Genomic DNA, 18131 nt, shown 5'->3' on the forward strand with positions numbered 1-18131 from the left:
GCCGGTCCAGCACCAGGCCCGAATGCAGATACACCGCGTGCGGCATCACGGTGGCGCCGAGGATGGCCGCGGCGAGCAACACGCTTTCGGCGCCGTGGAATCGGGGGAGCAATCCCGACACCACGGCCTCGGACGGTGGCGTGGCGACGAAGAAGCTCGCCGCGAAGCCGATGGCGATGACGAGCAGCAGCCCCGTGATGACGCGTTCGAAGAGGAGCTGGCCGCGGCGGTCCCGGATCGCCAGCAGCAGCATCGAGACCACCCCGGTGATGACCCCGCCGACCGGCAGCGGCAGGCCGAACAGGATCCGCAGCGCGATGGCCCCGCCGATGACTTCGGCGACATCGGTTGCGACGGCGACGATTTCGGCCTGCGCCCAAAACGTCAGTCGTAGGGGACGGCCCATCCCCTTGCCGATCGCCGCGGGCAGCGACCGTCCGGTCACCAACCCGAGTTTCGCGGACAGGTACTGCACCAGGCCGGCCGTCACGTTGGCGGCGACGATGACCCAAAGCAGCAGGTAGCCGTACTGCGAGCCGGCGCTGACGTTGGCCGCGACGTTTCCCGGATCGACGTAGGCGATCGCGGCGACGAACGCGGGGCCGAGCAGATACCAGCTCGTTTTGAGCGAGGCCCCGGTGCCCTGCGCCAAGCGTATCGACCTCGATCCACATACTCGAATAAAAAAGTTAGGTTAGCCGAACACTGCGACGGACCGTTTGGCTACCCGCTCCGCGGTGAATCATGCCGCTCCGATGCTGCCGCCCCCGTCCACCCGGACGATCTGACCCGTCATGTATCCGGCGTCCTCATGCAGCAACATCGCGATCACGTGGGCGATCTCGGTAGGCGTGCCGACGCGCTGCATCGGTATGGCGGCAAGAAGACGACCCTCGACTTCCGATCCGGCGGGACTGCGTAGGCGGAACATTTCGGTTTCGATGGGCCCGGGTGATACCGCGTTGACGGTTATCCCGGTCCCGGCCAGCTCGCCCGCCCAGATGCGGGTGCACGTTTCCAGCGCGGCCTTCGAGGCGGCGTAGGGCGTCCGTTCCGCGACGCCGAGGGTCGTCGGGCTCGTGACGTTGACGATGCGGCCCCATTCGGAGGCGATCATGCCCGGCAGAACGGCCTGCACCACCTGCACCGCGGTGCGCACGTTCATGTCGTAGGTGGTGAAGAGATCGTCGAGGTCGATCGAGCCGATGCGGCCCCACCGGGAGAAGCCGACGTTGTTGACCACCGCGTCGACGACGCCGTCGGCGACGATCGCGTCGAGGGTCTGCGCGGTCGCGGCCCGGTCGGCAAGGTCGACCTCGTGGAATTGCCCGGGGAAGTCCGACGGCGCGCTGCGGGCGAGCCCGATCACCTCGTACCTATTGCCGGCGAGGCGGTCGACGACCGCACGGCCGATGCCCTTGGACGCTCCACTCACGAGAACACGCCGTTTCGTCATGCTTTCCCTTTCGTGCCACCCCCTGAGAACCATTGGGGGCAACGCCAAAACGGCGGCGCTTGATGCCGTGCTTTAGATCACCCCGGGACGTAGAGGCCGCGGCCCGTGATCAGGGGCAGGTCAAGGGTCGTCACGATGCCGGGCGCGGCGGCCACCACGGCGGGAATCGCGTTCACGACCCGCATCGCGGTGGCCACCAGGCCGGCGTGATTGTGATCGCCGAGGCGGCTGCTCAGGCAGATGTCCATCGCGTACGACGGCTCGCCGGTGATCTCGATGCGGTAGGAGCCGCCTTCCTGCGCGGGCTGCGGCCAGTCGGGACGCAGGTCCTCGCGCAACCGCGTGACGTGTTCGAGGACGACGACGGGGTCGCCGTTGACCATTCCGAACACCTCGAACCGGAGCCCGGCGGCCGTGCCCTTCGCAATGTGCCCGGAGGCGATGTCGAAGTCCTCGGGCGCGGGCTCGCGGACGTATTCCTCGGCGATGCTGTCGAGCTTGATGCCCAGTCCCGCAGCCAATTGCCGCACCACCGACCCCCACGCCAAGCTCAGTACGCCGGTCTGCAGCAGCATCGGGATCTCGTCGAGGGGCTTGCCGAATCCCATCACGTCGAACATGACGGCCGCGCTGTCGTAGGTGGCGTAGTCGACGATCTCCATGCACCGGATCTGCTGGATGCTTTGGCAGGTTCCGGCCAATGCCAGCGGCAGCAGGTCGTTGGCGAAGCCCGGGTCGATGCCGTTGACGTAGAGGCTCGAATTGCCTTCGCGCGCGGCGTCTTCCAACGGAGAGATGAGCTCTTCGGGTATCACTTCCCAGGGATATTGGAGAAAGACCGGGCCGCTGCCGACGACGTTGATTCCGGCGGCGAGGACTCGGCGGTAGTCCTCCAACGCTTCGGGCAGGCGATTGTCGGCCAGGGCGTTGTAGACGGCGCACTGCGGACCGGTGGCGAGTACGGCGTCCAGGTCGGTGGTGGCCAGCACTCCGGTCGAATCCTTAAGTCCGGCAAGCTCCGCCGCGTCCTTGCCGGCCTTGGCGTCGGACGACACCCACACCCCGGTGAGCTCGAACTCGGGATTGGTGATCAACGCCTTGAGCGCGTGGACGCCGACGTTGCCGGTGCCCAACTGAACGACGGGTATGGCCATGGTGGGCTCCTTAGCGGTAGGGGTGACACCGCGAGCAGACGCAAAAGCGCCCGACACGCCGTGCGTAAGGGGACTTTTGCTGGGGGTACCTCCCGCTTGCGGGGGACTGCTCGCGCCTCATGGTTTACAGGTCCGGGACGGGGATGTCGAGGTTGGGGAAGGTGAGGCCACCGTCGACCTCGAGCGTCTTACCGGTGAGGAAGCTGCCGGCCGGGGACGCCAAATAGACTGCGGCGGCGGCGATGTCGACGGGATCGCCGAGGCGGCGCATAGGTGTGACCTTCTCCATCGGTGCGCGCAGCTCGTCGTTGGAGGCCACCACGTCCAGCGCCGACGTCAGGATCGATCCGGGGGCGATGGCGTTGACCCGGATGCGCGGGCACAGGTCCAGCGCGGCCAGCCGCGTGTAGTGAGCGAGCGCGCCCTTGGCGGTGCCGTAGGCGGCGAAACCGCGCCCGGCCAGCCTGCCCATGGTGGAGGTGATGTTGATGATGCTGCCGCCGCCGGAGTGCTCCAGCATCAACGGCACCGCGGCGATGGTGAGCGCGTGCGCGGTGGCGACGTTGAAGGTGAACGCCTCCTTGAGGTCCTTGGTGGAGGTGGTCAGCAGGGTGTTGGGCATGGTCCCGCCGACGTTGTTGACGACGATGTCTAGTTTCCCGAACACCTCGACGGCCTGATCGGCGAGCTCCGCGGTCGACTCGGGATGGGCCAGGTCGGCGGCGACGGCGTGGGCGCGACGGCCGGTGGCGCGGACCTGTTCGGCGACGGCATCTAGTTGAGATTGGGTTCGCGACGCGATGAGCACATCGGCGCCTGCCTCGGCGAAAGCCACCGCGATGGCCGCACCGAGGCCGCGCCCGCCACCCGTGATGACGGCGACTTTGTCGTCCAGACGGAACCTGTCAAGGATCATTACGGCCTCTCTATTCGAGTTGTCCGGCGACACGGTAACAAACCTCGCCGACGCAGATCACGGCATTTCTGAAACAGGTTCTAGTTTGTCATACCGACGCGACGATGTAACTCCCTGACCGGCCCCAATCGCGCGCGGGACCGTCGCCCGACGACCGCCGGACAGAATTCTCCGAACGTTAACCTTGTTACTGTTAGCTACTTGGCTGCGACAGATACCTGGTTGCCGGGCCGCAGCCTCAGGCGGCGGCGATGTTTCATCCCTACTGTTAGGAAGAGAATTGAAACTGAACCGATTTGGCGCCGCCGTGAGTGTGCTGGCTAGCGCCGCTTTGGTGTTATCCGGGTGTGGCAGCGAGAACAACAACTCGAGCGGAGCAAGCGGTAGCAGTGCGACGTCGGGCGGATCCGCGGGAAAGGTGAGCTGCGGTGGGAAGAAGACGCTGAAGGCCAGCGGGTCGACGGCCCAGGCCAACGCGATGACGCGCTTCGTAAACGCGTTCGAACAAGCGTGCCCCGGTCAGACGTTGAACTACACCGCCAATGGCTCCGGTGCCGGAATCAGCGAATTCAACGGCAATCAAACCGATTTCGGTGGCTCGGACTCGCCACTGGCCCAAAACGAGTACGCCGCGGCCCAGCAGCGGTGCGGCTCGCCGGCGTGGAACCTGCCGGTGGTGTTCGGCCCGATCGCGATCACCTACAACGTCAAGGGCGTGACCTCGATGAACCTCGACGGTCCGACGGCGGCGAAGATCTTCAACGGCGTCATCACCACGTGGAACGACCCGGCGGTCCAGGCGCTCAACAACGGAACCGCCCTGCCGGCCGAGCCGATTCACGTGGTGTTCCGCAATGACCAGTCCGGGACCACGGACAACTTCCAGAAGTACCTCGATGCCGCGTCCAACGGCGCGTGGGGCAAGGGCGCCGGTAAGACGTTCAACGGCGGTGTCGGTGAGGGAGCCAAGGGCAACGACGGCACCTCGGCGGCCATCAAGGCCACCGAGGGGTCGATCACCTACAACGAATGGTCGTTCGCCAAGGCCCAGAACCTGAACATGGCCAAGATTGTCACCGCGCCCGGCAGCGATGCCGTCGCCATCAGCGCCGACTCGGTCGGCAAGACAATCTCCGGCGCCACCGTCAAGGGCGAGGGCAACGACCTGGTGCTCGACACCAACTCGTTCTACAAGCCGACGCAGGCCGGCTCCTACCCGATCGTGCTGGCGACCTACGAGATCGTTTGCTCGAAGTATCCCGATTCACAGGTCGGCACGGCCGTAAAGGCTTTCCTGCAGAGCACTATCGGCGCGGGCCAAAATGGCTTGGCAGACAACGGATACATTCCCATTCCGGACTCGTTCAAGTCGAAACTGTCGACTGCGGTCAACGCGATCGCGTGATTCGGAATGTCATGACGCGCGGAGCAGTGGCCGGTCCGACGACCAAAACTCAGCCTGCGCTGAAGGCGACCGATCCGCACAAGGTGCAGCGGGGCGACCAACTGTTCAAGTTGGTCGCCGCCGCGGCCGGTTCGACGATTGTGATTGCGATTGTGCTGATCGCGATATTCCTGTTGATCCGCGCCGTGCCCTCGCTGCGGGCGAACCATGCGAACTTCTTCACCAGCGCGCAATTCAACACCACCAGCGCAGAACACTTGGCGTTCGGTATCCGCGACTTGTTCATGGTCACGGTGCTGAGCTCGGTGAGCTCCCTTGTGGTGGCCGTGCCGGTGGCGGTCGGGATCGCGATATTCCTCACCCAATACGCGCCAAAACGGTTCGCGCGACCGTTCGGTGCGATGGTTGATCTGCTGGCCGCGGTGCCGTCGATCATCTTCGGGTTGTGGGGCATCTTTGTCCTGGCGCCCAAACTCGAGCCGATCGCGGAATTTCTGAACCGCAATCTGGGCTGGCTGTTTCTGTTCAAGCAGGGCAACGTCTCGCTGGCCGGCGGCGGCACCATCTTCACCTCCGCCATCGTGCTGTCGGTGATGATCCTGCCGATCATCACCTCGGTATCGCGGGAGGTGTTCCGGCAGACCCCGCCCATTCAGATGGAGGCGGCGCAGGCGCTGGGCGCCACCAAGTGGGAGGTGGTGCGGATGACCGTGCTGCCGTACGGCCGCAGCGGCGTGATCGCGGCGTCAATGCTCGGGTTGGGCCGCGCGCTGGGAGAAACCGTTGCGGTGCTGATCATCCTGCGGTCGGCCGCCCGCCCGGGCAACTGGTCGCTGTTCGATGGTGGCTACACGTTTGCTTCCAAGATCGCTTCCGCGGCAGCGGAATTCAGCGAACCGCTGCCCACCGGGGCCTACATTGCCGCCGGGTTCGCGCTGTTCGTCCTGACATTCGTCGTCAACGCGCTTGCGCGCGCGGTGGCGGGTGGGAAGGTCAACGGATGAGTCGCGCCGGCGACGATGCAGAGCGCAGCGATGGGGAGGAGTGGCGCGCATGAGTATCGACGCGCTCGACTTGCCGGTCAAACCGGACGTGTTCAGCCCGCTGAGCCTGCGGCGGCGGATCACCAACAACGCCGCGACCACATTTTTCGTCGCCTCGTTCATCGTGGCCCTGGTACCGCTGGTCTGGGTGCTCGGGGTCGTGCTCACACGAGGGTGGTATGCCGTCACCCGCTCGGGCTGGTGGACCCACTCGCTGCGCGGCGTGTTGCCCGAGGAGTTCGCCGGCGGCGTGTACCACGCGCTCTACGGGACGTTGGTCCAGGCGGGTGTGGCCGCCGTGTTGTCCGTGCCGCTCGGCATGATGACGGCGGTGTTCCTGGTGGAATACGGGTCCGGCCGATTGGTGCGGCTCACGACCTTCATGGTCGACGTGCTGGCCGGAGTGCCATCGATCGTGGCGGCGCTGTTCGTCTTCAGCCTCTGGATCGCCACCCTGGGTTTCCAGCAGAGCTCCTTTGCCGTGTCGTTGGCATTGGTCCTGTTGATGCTGCCGGTGGTGGTGCGGTCCACCGAGGAGATGCTCCGGCTGGTGCCCGACGACCTGCGAGAAGCCAGCTACGCGCTGGGTGTCCCCAAGTGGAAGACCATCGTGCGGATCGTGATCCCGATCGCGATGCCCGGCATTGTCTCGGGCATCTTGTTGTCGGTCGCGCGCGTCATCGGGGAAACCGCGCCGGTGCTGGTGCTGGTCGGCTACAGCCGGTCCATCAACTTCGACATGTTCCACGGCAACATGGCCTCGCTGCCGCTGTTGATCTACACCGAACTCACCAACCCCGAACACGCCGGCTTCCTGCGGATCTGGGGTGCGGCGTTGAGCCTGATCATCATCGTCGCGGTGATCAACCTGCTGGCCGCCGGATTCCGCTTCGTGTCGATGCGGCGGCGCTGACCGCCAAGCGCAGTCAGGACTTTGACGCGGCCTTCTTGGCGGGCGCCCTTTTGGCGGCGGTCTTCTTGGCCGGCGTCTTTTTCGCGGGCGCTTTCTTCGCCGCTGCCTTCTTGGCGGGCGCCTTACCGTTGCCGGAGCGTGCCTTGACGCTGGCCTCCAGCTTGGCCAGCAGGTCGGAGACGTCCTCGGTCTCGTCCAGTTCCTTGGGCTGCTCCTCGGCGGTAAACGCCTCGCCGCCTTCGAGTTTCGCCTCGATCAGCTCCTGCAGCTGCTCCTGGTAGGTGTCGTGGTAGCGGTCGGGGTTGAAGTCCTCGGCCATCGACTCCACCACCTGCCCGGCCATCTTGAGTTCGGCGGGCTTGATGTCGACCTTCTTGTCCAGCACGGGGAAGTCGGGGTCGCGGATCTCGTCGGGCCACAACAACGTGTGCACCACCATCACGTCGCGTTTGCCGAAGTCCTTGACGCGCAACGCCGCCAGCCTCGTCTTGTTGCGCAGCGTGAAGTGGACGATCGCCATCCGATCGGTCTCGGCGAGCGTCTTGGCAAGCAGCACATATGATTTGGATGACTTCGAATCCGGCTCGAGGAAGTAGCTGCGGTCGAACAGCATCGGGTCGACGTCGCTGGCCGGGACGAACTCGAGCACCTCGATCTCGCGGCTGCGTTCCTCGGGCAGGGTGGCGATGTCGTCGTCGGTGATGATCACCGATTGCCCGTCGGGCGATTCGAATGCCCGGGCGATGTCACGGTATTCGACGACCTCGCCGTCTTTCTCGCAGATGCGTTGGTAGCGGATGCGGCCGTTGTCCTTGGCGTGCACCTGATGGAACTTGATGTCGTGGTCCTCGGTGGCGCTGTACACCTTGACCGGGACGTTCACCAGTCCGAACGCGATCGAACCCTTCCAGATGGAACGCATGTAAATCAGTATGCCCACACCGCCCCCAGCAAAACAGCGCAGCACGCCCGCACCGCGGGACTTTCGGGTACAGCTAATTCCGTGGAGGGGCCCGCAGGCTGTCTCGGTCGGGCAGGTCGGCGCCGGCGCGGCCGACGGTCCACGCCGACGACAGGCACGCCGTCTGCAGCGCCGCGGTCAGCGCGTCGAGCCCGATCCTGCCCAGGGCGGCCCGCCGGGCGGCGCCCAACAAACCCATTCCCCAGAGCGCGTCGAGCAGGCCGACCATGAACGCGTCGCCCGCACCGACGGTGTCCACCACCTCGACCTGCCGGGCGGGCACGCGGACCTCGCCCGCCGCACAGAAACCCCGCGCGCCCCGATCACCCCTCGTCAGGACGACGAGCGCCGGGCCGGAAGCCAGCCAGGCTCGGGCCGTCGACTCCGGGTCGCGGTCCGGATCGATCCAGGTCAGGTCCTCGTCGCTGGCCTTGACGATGTCGCTGCGCTCGACGAGGCGGGCGATGCGGTCGCGGGCCAGATCCCGGTCGGCGATGAGCGACGGGCGCACGTTGGGGTCGAAACTGACGGTGGCCGACGCTCGATAGGTGTCGACCAGCGCCGCGACCGCCCGGCACCCCGGCTCGCGTACGGCGGCGATCGATCCGGTGTGCACCAACAGTGGCGGCGCGGCCTCGGGTGTGCCGGAAAGCTGCCAGTCCAGGTCGAAGGTATAGGTGACCGACCCGTCGGCTCCGATCGTCGCGACCGCGGTCGGTGTCCGGTCGGCCGAGGAACTCCCCGGAACAAGCTGCGCACCAGCGGCTTTCAGGTAGTCGGCGATTCGGCGGCCGCGCTCGTCGTCGCCGATATGCGTGGCGAAGTCGACGTCGCGACCCAGCCTGGCGAGCCCTACGGCGACGTTGAGCGGGCTTCCGCCCACGTGCTCAGCGGCGCCGACGATGTCGATCAACGCTTCGCCGACCACCAGCGCACGAGTCACGGGGCCGCCCCTTTCAGCAACGACTCCAGGGTCGCGCGGGCCCCGTGGACGTGCAACGAGTCCAGCGCCCAGCGATAGGCCTCGACGAATCGGGGTTCCTGCGCGAGATCGCCGAACAGGTCGGTGTTCTCGATGAACGCGGTGGGATGCAGCCGCTGCGACCGCGCGACGGGCACCAGCACATCCGCCAGGTTGTCGATCACCTCGATCGGTTCGCCGCCTTCGTCGACCCCCTCGGCGTAGCGGGCCCAGCTCGCGACGGTGGCCGACGCGAGCCGGATCGGGCCGCCGCTGCGCAGGTTGTCGCGGATCACCGGAAGCAGCCATTTCGGGATGCGGTCCGAGGAGTAGGCGCATAACCGCGCCACCGTGTCCCGCACCCCCGGGTTGGCGAAGCGTTCGATGAGCCCGCGGGTGTAGGCGGCCAGGTCGATGCCGGGCACCGGTCGCAGCGTCGGCGTGGCTTCGGAATCGAAATAGGACAACAGGAATTCGGCCAGGAGCGGGTCGCGCGCCGCGTCGTGGACCATGCGGTATCCGCACAGTGCAGCGAAGTAGCACAGGCACTGATGACCGGCGTTGAGCAGCCGCAGCTTCATCGCCTCGTACGGGCTCACGTCGTCGACCAACAGGACGCCCGCTTCGTCCAGCGGCGGGCGGCCGTCGGCGAAATCGTCTTCGAGCACCCAGGACGCGAAGGCCTCCGCCACCACTGGCCACTCGTCGGCGACTCCGAAGTCACGTTCCACGGCGGCCGCGATCTCCGGTGTGGTGACCGGGGTGATGCGGTCGACCATCGAACAGGGGAACCGGGCGTGCTCGCCGATCCAGTGGGCCAGCCCGGGGCCAAGCGTTTCGGCGTGTGCGATGACGGCCTGGCGCGCGACCTCGCCGTTGTGCTCGATGTTGTCGCAGGACAGGATCGTGGGCGCGGCGATGCCGCGGTCGCGCCGCCGGGCCAGCGCCTCGGCGATCAGACCGAAAACCGAGCCCGCGTCCCGGATCTGGTAGCCGCCCTCGGTGATGGTCATCGAGATGATGCGGGTCGTGGGGGCGGCGAGCAGCTCGATGGTGGCCGGCGGGTCGTCCGGTGCGTAGCGGTAGTCGACGATCGAGCCGATCACCCGGGCTTCGCGATTGCCGTCGGGATGCTCCAAAACCAGCGTGTACAGGCCGTCCTGGGCGCGCAGGACGTCGCGCATCCGGCGGTCGGCCGGCATCACGCCGATGCCGCAGATGCCCCACCCCCGTGCCAGGCCCCGCTCGAGCAGCTTGTCGATGTACATCGCCTGATGCGCGCGGTGAAAGCCGCCGACGCCGATATGCCCGATGCCGACCGCAATCCCGTCGCGGTCATAGCCCGGTGTCGCGATCGGCATCCGTCCCAGGGTGGCGTTGCTCAGCCGAACCACGGTCTTGACGGTACCGGCGTCCGCGTGCGAACAACTAGGTTGGCCTTATGGCTTCAACAGCACCGGCGCGGGTCAAGCTGACCAACGCCGACAAGGTGCTGTATCCGGCGACCGGAACCACCAAAGCCGACGTCTTCGACTACTACACCCGCGTCGCCGAGGTGATGCTGCCGCACATTGCCGGGCGGGCGGCCACCCGCAAGCGCTGGCCGAACGGCGTCGAGCAGGAGTCGTTCTTCGAAAAGCAGCTGGCGTCCTCGGCGCCCGACTGGCTGCCGCGGGCCAGCGTCACCCACCGATCCGGGACGACGACCTATCCGATCATCGACAGCCTCGACGGGCTGGCCTGGATCGCGCAGCAGGCGGCGCTGGAGGTGCACGTTCCGCAGTGGCGCTTCGTCGCCGAGTGGACTAGAAGCAGGGCCGAAGAGCTCAAGCCCGGTCCGGCAACGCGATTGGTCTTCGACCTGGATCCGGGCGAGGGCGTGACGATGCCGCAACTGTGCGAGGTAGCCCATGCCGTGCGGGACCTGATGACCGACATCGGGTTGACCACCTTCCCGCTCACCAGCGGCAGCAAGGGGGTGCACCTCTACGCGCCACTGGACAACCCGGTGAGCAGCAAGGGCGCCACCGTATTGGCCAAACGCGTTGCCCAGCAACTGGAAAAGGCGATGCCCAAGCTGGTCACCTCGACCATGACGAAGAGCCTGCGGGCGGGCAAGGTCTTCCTCGACTGGAGCCAGAACAACGGCTCCAAGACCACCATCGCGCCGTACTCCCTGCGCGGGCGCGAACATCCGACCGTCGCGGCACCGCGCACGTGGGAAGAACTCGAGGATCCCTCGGTGGGCCAGCTGCGCTACGACGAGGTGCTCGACCGGGTCGCCCGCGGCGGCGATCTGCTGGCGGCGCTCGACGCCGACGCACCGGTCAGCGACCGGCTCAGCAAGTACCGCAGCATGCGGGACGCGTCGAAAACCCCCGAACCGGTACCGTCGACGAGACCTGTTACCGGCCAGGGCAATTCGTTCGTCATCCAGGAGCACCACGCCCGGCGCCTGCACTACGACTTCCGGCTCGAGCGCGACGGCGTCCTGGTGTCGTGGGCGGTGCCGAAGAACCTCCCCGACACCCCGTCGGTCAACCACCTCGCGGTGCACACCGAGGACCACCCCCTCGAATACGGCACGTTCGAGGGAAACATCCCCAAGGGCGAGTACGGCGCCGGCAAGGTGGTCATCTGGGATGCCGGCACGTACGAGGCGGAGAAGTTCCAGGACGATGAGGTCATCGTCAACCTGCACGGCAACCGAATCTCCGGGCGCTACGCGCTGATTCAAACCAACGGCGACCAATGGCTGGCGCACCGGATGAAGGACCAGAAGGTCTTCGAGTTCGACACGATCACGCCGATGCTCGCCTCGGAGGGTTCGGTCGCCGCCCTTAAGGCCGGGCAGTGGGCATTCGAGGGCAAATGGGACGGCTATCGGCTCCTGGTTGAGGTCGATCACGGCGACTTGCGAATCCGGTCCCGGCGCGGCCGCGAAGTCACCAAGGAATATCCCGATTTGCGTTCCCTCGCAGCCGATCTGTCCGAGCATCACGTGGTACTGGACGGCGAGGCCGTCATTCTGGACGAGAACGGGGTGCCGAGCTTCCACGCGATGCAAAACCGGGGTCGCGGTTCCCGCGTCGAGTACTGGGCGTTCGACCTGCTCTACCTGGACGGCCGCTCGTTGCTGCGGGCGCGCTACTCCGACCGGCGAAAGCTGCTGGAATTCCTTGCCGCCGAGGGCAATCTGATCGTCCCCGACCTGCTGCTCGGTGACGGGGCCCAGGCGCTCGAGCACTCGCTGAAGTACGGCTGGGAGGGTGTGGTCGGGAAAAAGCGTGACTCCACCTATCAGCCGGGCCGGCGTTCGGCGTCGTGGATCAAGGACAAGAACTGGAACACCCAGGAAGTCGTCATCGGCGGCTGGAAGGCCGGCGAGGGCGGGCGCACCAGCGGCATCGGCTCGCTACTGATGGGAATTCCGGGCCCGGACGGGCTGCGCTTCGCTGGACGCGTCGGCACCGGCTTCACCGAACGCGACCTGGCCAACCTGAAGAAGACGTTGGCGCCGTTGCACACCGACCAATCCCCGTTCCACCCCCCGCTGCCCCGGCAGGACGCCAAGGGGGTGACGTTCGTCGAACCGGTCCTCGTCGGCGAGGTGCGCTACAGCGAATGGACCCCGGATGACCGGTTGCGCCAATCTAGTTGGCGCGGGCTGCGGCCGGACAAGGAACCAAGTGAGGTGGTACGGGAGTGAAGTGGTTGACCTTCCGAGGCAATGACGGCGAACGCGCCGGGGTGCTCTCCGGCGACACGATCCACGCGATGCCGGCGGGCGTGACGCTGCTCGACTTGATCGGCCGCGGCGCCGACGGGCTGCGCCAGGCCGGCGAGGACGCGTTGCGTTCCCCGTCGGCTCTGGCCCGCCTCGACGAGGTGACGTTGCTGGCGCCGATCCCGCGCCCGCCGTCGATCCGGGACTCCCTGTGCTTCTTGGATCACATGCGCAACTGCCAGGCCGCGATGGGCGGCGGCCGGGTGCTGGCCGACACCTGGTACCGCATCCCCGCGTTCTACTTCGCCTGCCCCACCACCGTTTTGGGCCCCTACGAGGATGCCCCGACGGCACCCGGAAGCGCTTGGCAGGACTTCGAATTGGAAATCGCCGCCGTCATCGGCGTCAGCGGCAAGGACCTGACCGTCGAGCAAGCCGAACGCGCCATCATCGGCTACACCATCTTCAACGACTGGTCCGCGCGAGACCTACAGCAGCGGGAGGGCCAGCTCGCGATCGGGCAGGGCAAGGGCAAGGACAGCGGGGTCACGCTGGGCCCCTACCTGGTGACGCCCGACGAGCTCGAGCCTTACCGGCGAGACGGCAAGCTCGACCTGCAAGTGACCGCGCTGGTCAACGACTCCGTGATCGGCTCGGGGTCGACCGGCCAGATGGACTGGACCTTCGGCGAGGTCATCTCCTACGTGTCGCGCGGCGTGCCGCTCACGCCCGGCGACGTCATCGGCTCCGGAACCGTGCCCACCTGCACGCTCGTCGAGCACCTCAATCCCGCTGCGCTGGAATCGTTTCCGGGATGGCTGCACGACGGCGACGTCGTCACCCTGCGCGTCCAGGGCTTGGGGGAGACTCGGCAAACCGTGCGCGCCAGCGCCCCGCCGCACCCGCTGGCCGCCCGGCGCAACCCGGACGCCGCGCCCGCACCGGCCCGGGTCAACCCGGCCCCGGCCAAGGTGCCCTACACCCGCGGCCTGCACGAGGTCGCCGACCGGGTGTGGGCGTGGACGCTCCCGGACGGCGGCTACGGGTGGAGCAACGCCGGGCTCATCGCCGGCGACGGCGCGTCATTGCTCGTCGACACGCTGTTCGACCTGGCGCTGACCCGGGAAATGCTCACCGCGATGCGGCCCGTCACGGCGTCAGCGCCCATCACCGACGCCCTGATCACCCACTCCAACGGCGACCACACCCACGGCAACCAGCTGCTAGACGCGTCGGTGCGCATCCTCGCCGCGCAGGGCACCGCCGACGAGATCGCGCACGGGATGGCGCCCGAGATGCTGGCCATGGCGCAGACCGCCAACCTCGGCCCGGTCGCGACCCCCTACGTGCGAGACCGCTTCGGGCACTTCGACTTCAGCGGCATCAAGCTGCGCAACGCCGACCAGACGTTCGACCGCGACCTCACCGTCGAGGTCGGTGGGCGCCGCATCGACCTGCTGAACCTGGGCCCCGCCCACACCGCCGCCGACTCGGTGGTGCACGTGCCCGACGCGGGGGTGTTGTTCGGCGGCGACCTGCTGTTCATCGGGTGCACCCCGATCGTGTGGGCCGGCCCGATCGCCAACTGGATCGCGGCGTGCGACGCGATGATCGCGCTCGACGCCCCGATCGTGGTGCCGGGCCATGGCCCGGTCACCGATCCGGACGGGATCCGCGCGGTCCGTGGCTATCTCGCGCACGTGGCCGAACAGGCCGAGGCCGCGTACCGCAAGGGCTTGTCCTGGGCCGAGGCCGCCGACACCATCGACCTCGGCGAGTACGCGACCTGGCTGGACGCCGAGCGGGTCGTCGTCAACGTCTATCAGCGTTACCGCGAACTCGACTCGGACACACCACAACTGGAAGCGATGGCGCTCCTGGCGATGCAGGCCGAGTGGCTCGCCAAGCGCACTTCGTGACCGCTAGGCCTTGATCGCCCGCACGAAGTTGATGGTGGCGGCCGGGCCGTGCTCGGCCTCCAGCAGCTCCGGCAGGCCCGCCGCGGCGAACAGGTCGGTGAGCGCGAAAGTGGTTGTCGCCCAACCGTCGGCGCCCAGGTGTGCGGCGACGTCGGTGTGCTGGCCGGGGTAGGTCAGCGCGGCGATGTCCAAGTCGAGCCCGTGCCGGCGCCAGCCCTCGGTGGTGCGCCGCGCCTGCTCCTCCGACTCCCGCGAGGCGTCGTTGAGCGAACCATAGTCCGCGGCGAAGCGGCTGCCCTCGCTGGACAGCGGGGTGATCGCGTCCAGCAGCCGAACCTCGGCGTCCGGCGGGAGAAACCCGATGAGCACCCCTTCGGCCAGCCACGCCGTGGGTTGTGCGGGGTCGAAGCCGGCCTCCTGCAGCGCCGCCGGCCAATCCTCGCGCAGGTCGATGCCGATGGTGCGCAACTCGGCTGTGGGGGCCGCGCCGATCTCCGACAGCGTCGCGGTCTTGAACGCGATCACCTCGGGCTGATCGATCTCGTAGACCGTCGTCCCGGCCGGCCACGCAAGCCGATACGAGCGGGCGTCGAGCCCCGACGCCACGATCACCACCTGCCGCAGGCCGGCCTTGCCGGCCGCGGCGAAGTAGTCGTCGTAAAACCGGGCGCGGGCGGCGAACGTGTCGACCATGCGGGGAAATCCGATGCCCTTCTCGAGGTCGTCGGCGTCGAGTTCACCGCTGGCCAACTTCGTGAACACGTCCAGGCCGACGGCGCGGACGAGCGGCTCGGCGTACTCGTCGGTGACGACGGGCTGCGAATTCCGGGTGGCGGCCGCGCGCGCCGCGGCGACCATGGTGGCGGTGGCGCCCACGCTGCTGGCCAGGTCCCAGGTGTCGTCTTCGGTTCGTGCCATGCTCTCTCCTTCGATAGGCGGCAAAACCACGGTATGCCGCACCGGTAAACACCCACGTCGCCTACGGTTCACCTATGCCCGCAGTGGAATTCGAAACTCTCGAGGACAACATCGCCTGCATCACCCTGAACCGGCCGGAGCGCCTGAACGCGATCGACGGGGCGCTGATCGGCGGCGTCGACGCGGCCCTCGACGCGCTCGGCGAGGGCGAGCACCGGGTCGCGATCATCACCGGGGCCGGGCGGGGCTTCTGCGCCGGCGCCGATCTCAGCGGCACCGGCGAGGCCTGGACCAAGCCGAGGCCGACGAGCCCGCCGTTCAAGGTCAACTACGACTCGCAGGTGCGCCTGGCCGAGCTGTTCACCCGGATCTACGAGCTGCCCATTCCGGTGATCGCCGCGGTCAACGGCGTCGCCGTCGGCGGCGGGCTTGCCTTCACCCTCGTCAGCGACATCCGCGTCGCGTCCGAAACCGCCCGGTTCGGATCGGTGTTCATCAAGGCCGGCTTCTCGTCGATGGACATGGGCACCAGCTACCTGCTGCCCAAGATCGTGGGCGCCGGGGTCGCGCGTGAGCTGATGCTGACTGGCCGCATCATCGACGCGAACGAGGCCTATCGCATCAAGCTGGTGCACGAGGTGGTGGCGCCGGACGACCTGATGCCCGCCGCGCTCAAGCTGGCCCGATCCATCGCGGAGAACAACGCGTATGGCGTGTGGCAGACCAAGATTGGGCTCAACGCGGCGCTGGACGCGCCGAGTCTGCGCCACGCCATCGAGCTGGAGAACCGCACCCAGATCCTCAGCGGCTTCACCAACAATCCGGCCGAAGCGGCCAGGGCGCACATGGAGAAGCGGGCCCCCAAGTGGGATCCGCTGTGACGGGCTAGAGTTTCGCGATGACGTTCTCGGCGAACATCTCCAGGTTGCGGATCTTGTTGTCCAGCGGCTCGGTGTCGGATCCCATGATGTAAGGGATGCGGAAGCCGACGATGACATCCGTGACGCCCTTGTCCTCGAGCCGCTTGATGCCGTCCGCTGTGTAGGCGTCGGCCGAGATGACGTGGATCTCGAACGGGCCGGTCTTGCCCGCTTCCTCGCGATACTGCTTGAGCTTGGCGAGCAGCGCGTCGAGTTCCTCCGGATCGCCGCCGCCATGCATCCAGCCGTCCAGGCGTGCAGCGCGGCGCAGCGCGGCGTCGGCGTGCCCGCCGATCAGGATCGGGATCGGCTTGGTCGGAGCCGGGGTCATCTTGGTCTTGGGGATGTCGTAGAACTCGCCGTGGAATTCGAAGTAGTCGCCGGTGGTGAGGCCTTGGATGATCTCGATGCATTCGTCCATCCGCTTGCCGCGCTTGGCAAATGGAACACCCAGCAATTCGTAGTCCTCGGGCCACGGGCTCGTGCCGACCCCGAAACCCACGCGGTTGTCGGTCATCGCGGCCAGTGAACCGATTTGTTTGGCCACCAACGCGGGTGGCCGGATGGGCAGCTTGAGGACGAAGAAGTTGAACCGCAGCTTCGACGTCACCGCGCCCAACGCGGAAGTCAGCACGAAGGTCTCGATGAACTCCTTGCCGTCCAGGAATTCGCGGTTGCCGTCCGGGGTGTACGGATACTTCGAGTCGGATTCGAAGGGATAGGCGATGCTGTCGGCGATCGTCATGGCATCGTAGCCGGCGGCCTCGGCCGCCTTGGCCAGCGGGATGTAGTAGCGAAAGTTCGTCATCGCCTCTGCGTAGGTGAACCGCACGTCATCCGCCTTCCTGGAGGGACCGTCACACGAGATTAGAACGTGTTCTACTTTTACCCGCGCGCGGGTCCCCGAACAAGGTGTCGGCGCTAGAGCTGATTCTCGGGGCCGATGACGGCCCAGACGGTCTTGCCCGACGCTGTCGGAGTGCTGCCCCAGGCCCGTGACAACGCGTCGACGATCGCCAGGCCGGACACGTCGATGCCTTTGTCCGGCGACGGCAGCCGCAGGGCGGGTGTGCTACTGGCGTCGGACACCGCGATGGTCGCCGTCGCGCCGTCGGTCTCGACCCGCATCATCGGCACGCTTCCGGTGTGCTCGAGCACGTTCTCCACGAACACGTTGACGACCACCAACGCGACCGGGATGAGCGCGGACTGCGACCAAGCGGTCAGCCACTCGCGGACCAGCCGGCGCGACTCGCGAAGACTGGTCAGGTTGGCGGGCAGCTCGGCATCGGCGTGGCGCACGGTGCGGCTGGTGAGCCGGTCGAGGGCCTTCATCGCGGACTTCTCGGTCGCGTACACCGGCATGAAGCGGGCGACCTCGCTCCGGGTTATCGCCTCGCGGGCGGCGCGGTCCGCGCACACCAGCACGATCGGGACGTCGGGTCGGGTGTGCGCCTGCCAGCGCACGCCGATAAAGCTCGACCAGACCGATTCCTCGGGGACCTGTAGACGGGAGACGTTGACGAGGACGGCGGACGGCTCGTCCAGCGTCGCCTTTGTGATGATGTCGCGCAGCGCCGCGGAGCTGGTGCCGTCGAGCACGCCCTCGACCGTGAGCACGACGACCGACTGCTCCGTGCGCGTCGCAACGGCCAGCGAGCTCGGTGACTCAGCTACCGCGCTCACCGCAGCCACCCCTTTCCGGTCAGGGCTTTATCCTCGCCGACCGAGCCCCGGCAAGCCGTGTTATCCGGGTGCGCGTGTCTCAATAGCAATTTAGGCCCCCGCGTTCCCACCGTGAAAGACGGCGGATGCGATTTCCCGATCCGGTCCGCTGC

Annotated in this window: 16 protein-coding genes; 6 read left to right on the forward strand and 10 right to left on the reverse strand. The window is 67.1% G+C overall.

Translation table 11 applies throughout. The annotated features are described in order from the left end of the window. The 4 genes from A5712_RS10345 to A5712_RS10360 form a co-directional block, all read right to left on the reverse strand. The coding region (locus A5712_RS10345) for an Nramp family divalent metal transporter (protein WP_231982092.1) at positions 1-682 on the reverse strand (682 nt) is incomplete at its 3' end. Positions 683-742: 60 nt separating this feature from the next. Then, entirely contained in the window at positions 743-1456 is a 714-nt protein-coding gene (locus A5712_RS10350) for an SDR family oxidoreductase (RefSeq protein WP_068104145.1), read from the reverse strand. Between the two features lie 77 nt (positions 1457-1533). Beyond that, positions 1534-2610 (reverse strand): diacylglycerol kinase, encoded by a 1077-nt coding sequence (locus A5712_RS10355; protein ID WP_068104150.1) that lies wholly within the window; start codon positions 2608-2610, stop codon positions 1534-1536. A 124-nt stretch (positions 2611-2734) separates the two neighbouring features. After that, the gene (locus tag A5712_RS10360; RefSeq protein WP_068104152.1) at positions 2735-3526 is read right to left on the reverse strand and encodes an SDR family oxidoreductase; all 792 of its coding nucleotides are present in this window, start codon (positions 3524-3526) and stop codon (positions 2735-2737) included. Between the two features lie 280 nt (positions 3527-3806). On the opposite strand from A5712_RS10360, the gene pstS reads away from it, so the two are divergent. The 3 genes from pstS to pstA are packed head-to-tail and all read left to right on the forward strand — an operon-like array spanning position 3807 to position 6887. Further along, positions 3807-4931 carry a phosphate ABC transporter substrate-binding protein PstS gene (gene pstS, locus A5712_RS10365; RefSeq protein WP_068104155.1) on the forward strand — a complete coding sequence of 375 codons (1125 nt, stop codon included), beginning with the start codon at positions 3807-3809 and terminating at the stop codon, positions 4929-4931. Between the two features lie 11 nt (positions 4932-4942). Next, positions 4943-5935 (forward strand): phosphate ABC transporter permease subunit PstC, encoded by a 993-nt coding sequence (pstC, locus tag A5712_RS10370; protein ID WP_068104157.1) that lies wholly within the window; start codon positions 4943-4945, stop codon positions 5933-5935. 49 nt (positions 5936-5984) lie between these two features. After that, positions 5985-6887 carry a phosphate ABC transporter permease PstA gene (gene pstA / locus A5712_RS10375; protein WP_068104159.1) on the forward strand — a complete coding sequence of 301 codons (903 nt, stop codon included), beginning with the start codon at positions 5985-5987 and terminating at the stop codon, positions 6885-6887. Positions 6888-6900: 13 nt separating this feature from the next. Here pstA and A5712_RS10380 read toward each other — a convergent pair whose 3' ends face one another. The 3 genes from A5712_RS10380 to A5712_RS10390 all read right to left on the reverse strand — a co-directional run bounded on the left by A5712_RS10380 (position 6901) and on the right by A5712_RS10390 (position 10170). Continuing rightward, entirely contained in the window at positions 6901-7809 is a 909-nt protein-coding gene (locus tag A5712_RS10380; protein ID WP_068104264.1) for a Ku protein, read from the reverse strand. A 73-nt stretch (positions 7810-7882) separates the two neighbouring features. Beyond that, positions 7883-8791: a carbohydrate kinase gene (locus A5712_RS10385; protein ID WP_068104161.1), complete on the reverse strand. Its 909-nt coding sequence runs from the start codon at positions 8789-8791 to the stop codon at positions 7883-7885. Beyond that, positions 8788-10170 (reverse strand): mannitol dehydrogenase family protein, encoded by a 1383-nt coding sequence (locus A5712_RS10390; RefSeq protein WP_068104266.1) that lies wholly within the window; start codon positions 10168-10170, stop codon positions 8788-8790. Before A5712_RS10390 ends, A5712_RS10385 begins: the two co-directional genes overlap by 4 nt. An 80-nt stretch (positions 10171-10250) precedes the next feature. Between A5712_RS10390 and A5712_RS10395 the strand changes: the two genes are divergently transcribed. Then, on the forward strand, positions 10251-12518 hold the full coding sequence (locus A5712_RS10395; protein ID WP_068104162.1) for an ATP-dependent DNA ligase: 2268 nt from the start codon (positions 10251-10253) through the stop codon (positions 12516-12518). Then, positions 12515-14455 (forward strand): fumarylacetoacetate hydrolase family protein, encoded by a 1941-nt coding sequence (locus A5712_RS10400; RefSeq protein WP_068104164.1) that lies wholly within the window; start codon positions 12515-12517, stop codon positions 14453-14455. Before A5712_RS10395 ends, A5712_RS10400 begins: the two co-directional genes overlap by 4 nt. 3 nt (positions 14456-14458) lie before the next feature. On the opposite strand, the gene A5712_RS10405 is transcribed toward A5712_RS10400, so the two are convergent. Beyond that, positions 14459-15373 (reverse strand): class I SAM-dependent methyltransferase, encoded by a 915-nt coding sequence (locus A5712_RS10405; protein ID WP_068104166.1) that lies wholly within the window; start codon positions 15371-15373, stop codon positions 14459-14461. Between the two features lie 83 nt (positions 15374-15456). On the opposite strand from A5712_RS10405, the gene A5712_RS10410 reads away from it, so the two are divergent. Further along, positions 15457-16254 (forward strand): enoyl-CoA hydratase/isomerase family protein, encoded by a 798-nt coding sequence (locus A5712_RS10410; RefSeq protein ID WP_197519362.1) that lies wholly within the window; start codon positions 15457-15459, stop codon positions 16252-16254. A 4-nt stretch (positions 16255-16258) separates the two neighbouring features. On the opposite strand, the gene A5712_RS10415 is transcribed toward A5712_RS10410, so the two are convergent. Both A5712_RS10415 and A5712_RS10420 read right to left on the reverse strand, forming a co-directional pair. Continuing rightward, complete coding sequence (locus A5712_RS10415; protein ID WP_068104170.1) at positions 16259-17125, reverse strand: LLM class flavin-dependent oxidoreductase; 867 nt, start codon at positions 17123-17125, stop codon at positions 16259-16261. Positions 17126-17214: 89 nt separating this feature from the next. After that, positions 17215-17988 (reverse strand): STAS domain-containing protein, encoded by a 774-nt coding sequence (locus A5712_RS10420; RefSeq protein WP_231982090.1) that lies wholly within the window; start codon positions 17986-17988, stop codon positions 17215-17217. Between the last annotated feature and the right edge of the window lie 143 nt (positions 17989-18131).

Origin of the sequence: Mycobacterium sp. E2327, assembly GCF_001672675.1 — a bacterium.
Taxonomy (GTDB): domain Bacteria; phylum Actinomycetota; class Actinomycetes; order Mycobacteriales; family Mycobacteriaceae; genus Mycobacterium.

Bases quoted from the DNA above. Each gene is read 5' to 3' on its own strand.
- A5712_RS10405 (WP_068104166.1), bottom strand. From the start codon at position 15,373: ATGGCACGAACCGAAGACGACACCTGGGACCTGGCCAGCAGCGTGGGC.
- A5712_RS10390 (WP_068104266.1), bottom strand. From the start codon at position 10,170: ATGCCGATCGCGACACCGGGCTATGACCGCGACGGGATTGCGGTCGGC.
- pstA (WP_068104159.1), top strand. From the start codon at position 5,985: ATGAGTATCGACGCGCTCGACTTGCCGGTCAAACCGGACGTGTTCAGC.
- A5712_RS10355 (WP_068104150.1), bottom strand. From the start codon at position 2,610: ATGGCCATACCCGTCGTTCAGTTGGGCACCGGCAACGTCGGCGTCCAC.
- A5712_RS10380 (WP_068104264.1), bottom strand. From the start codon at position 7,809: ATGCGTTCCATCTGGAAGGGTTCGATCGCGTTCGGACTGGTGAACGTC.
- A5712_RS10350 (WP_068104145.1), bottom strand. From the start codon at position 1,456: ATGACGAAACGGCGTGTTCTCGTGAGTGGAGCGTCCAAGGGCATCGGC.
- pstC (WP_068104157.1), top strand. From the start codon at position 4,943: ATGACGCGCGGAGCAGTGGCCGGTCCGACGACCAAAACTCAGCCTGCG.
- A5712_RS10360 (WP_068104152.1), bottom strand. From the start codon at position 3,526: ATGATCCTTGACAGGTTCCGTCTGGACGACAAAGTCGCCGTCATCACG.
- A5712_RS10395 (WP_068104162.1), top strand. From the start codon at position 10,251: ATGGCTTCAACAGCACCGGCGCGGGTCAAGCTGACCAACGCCGACAAG.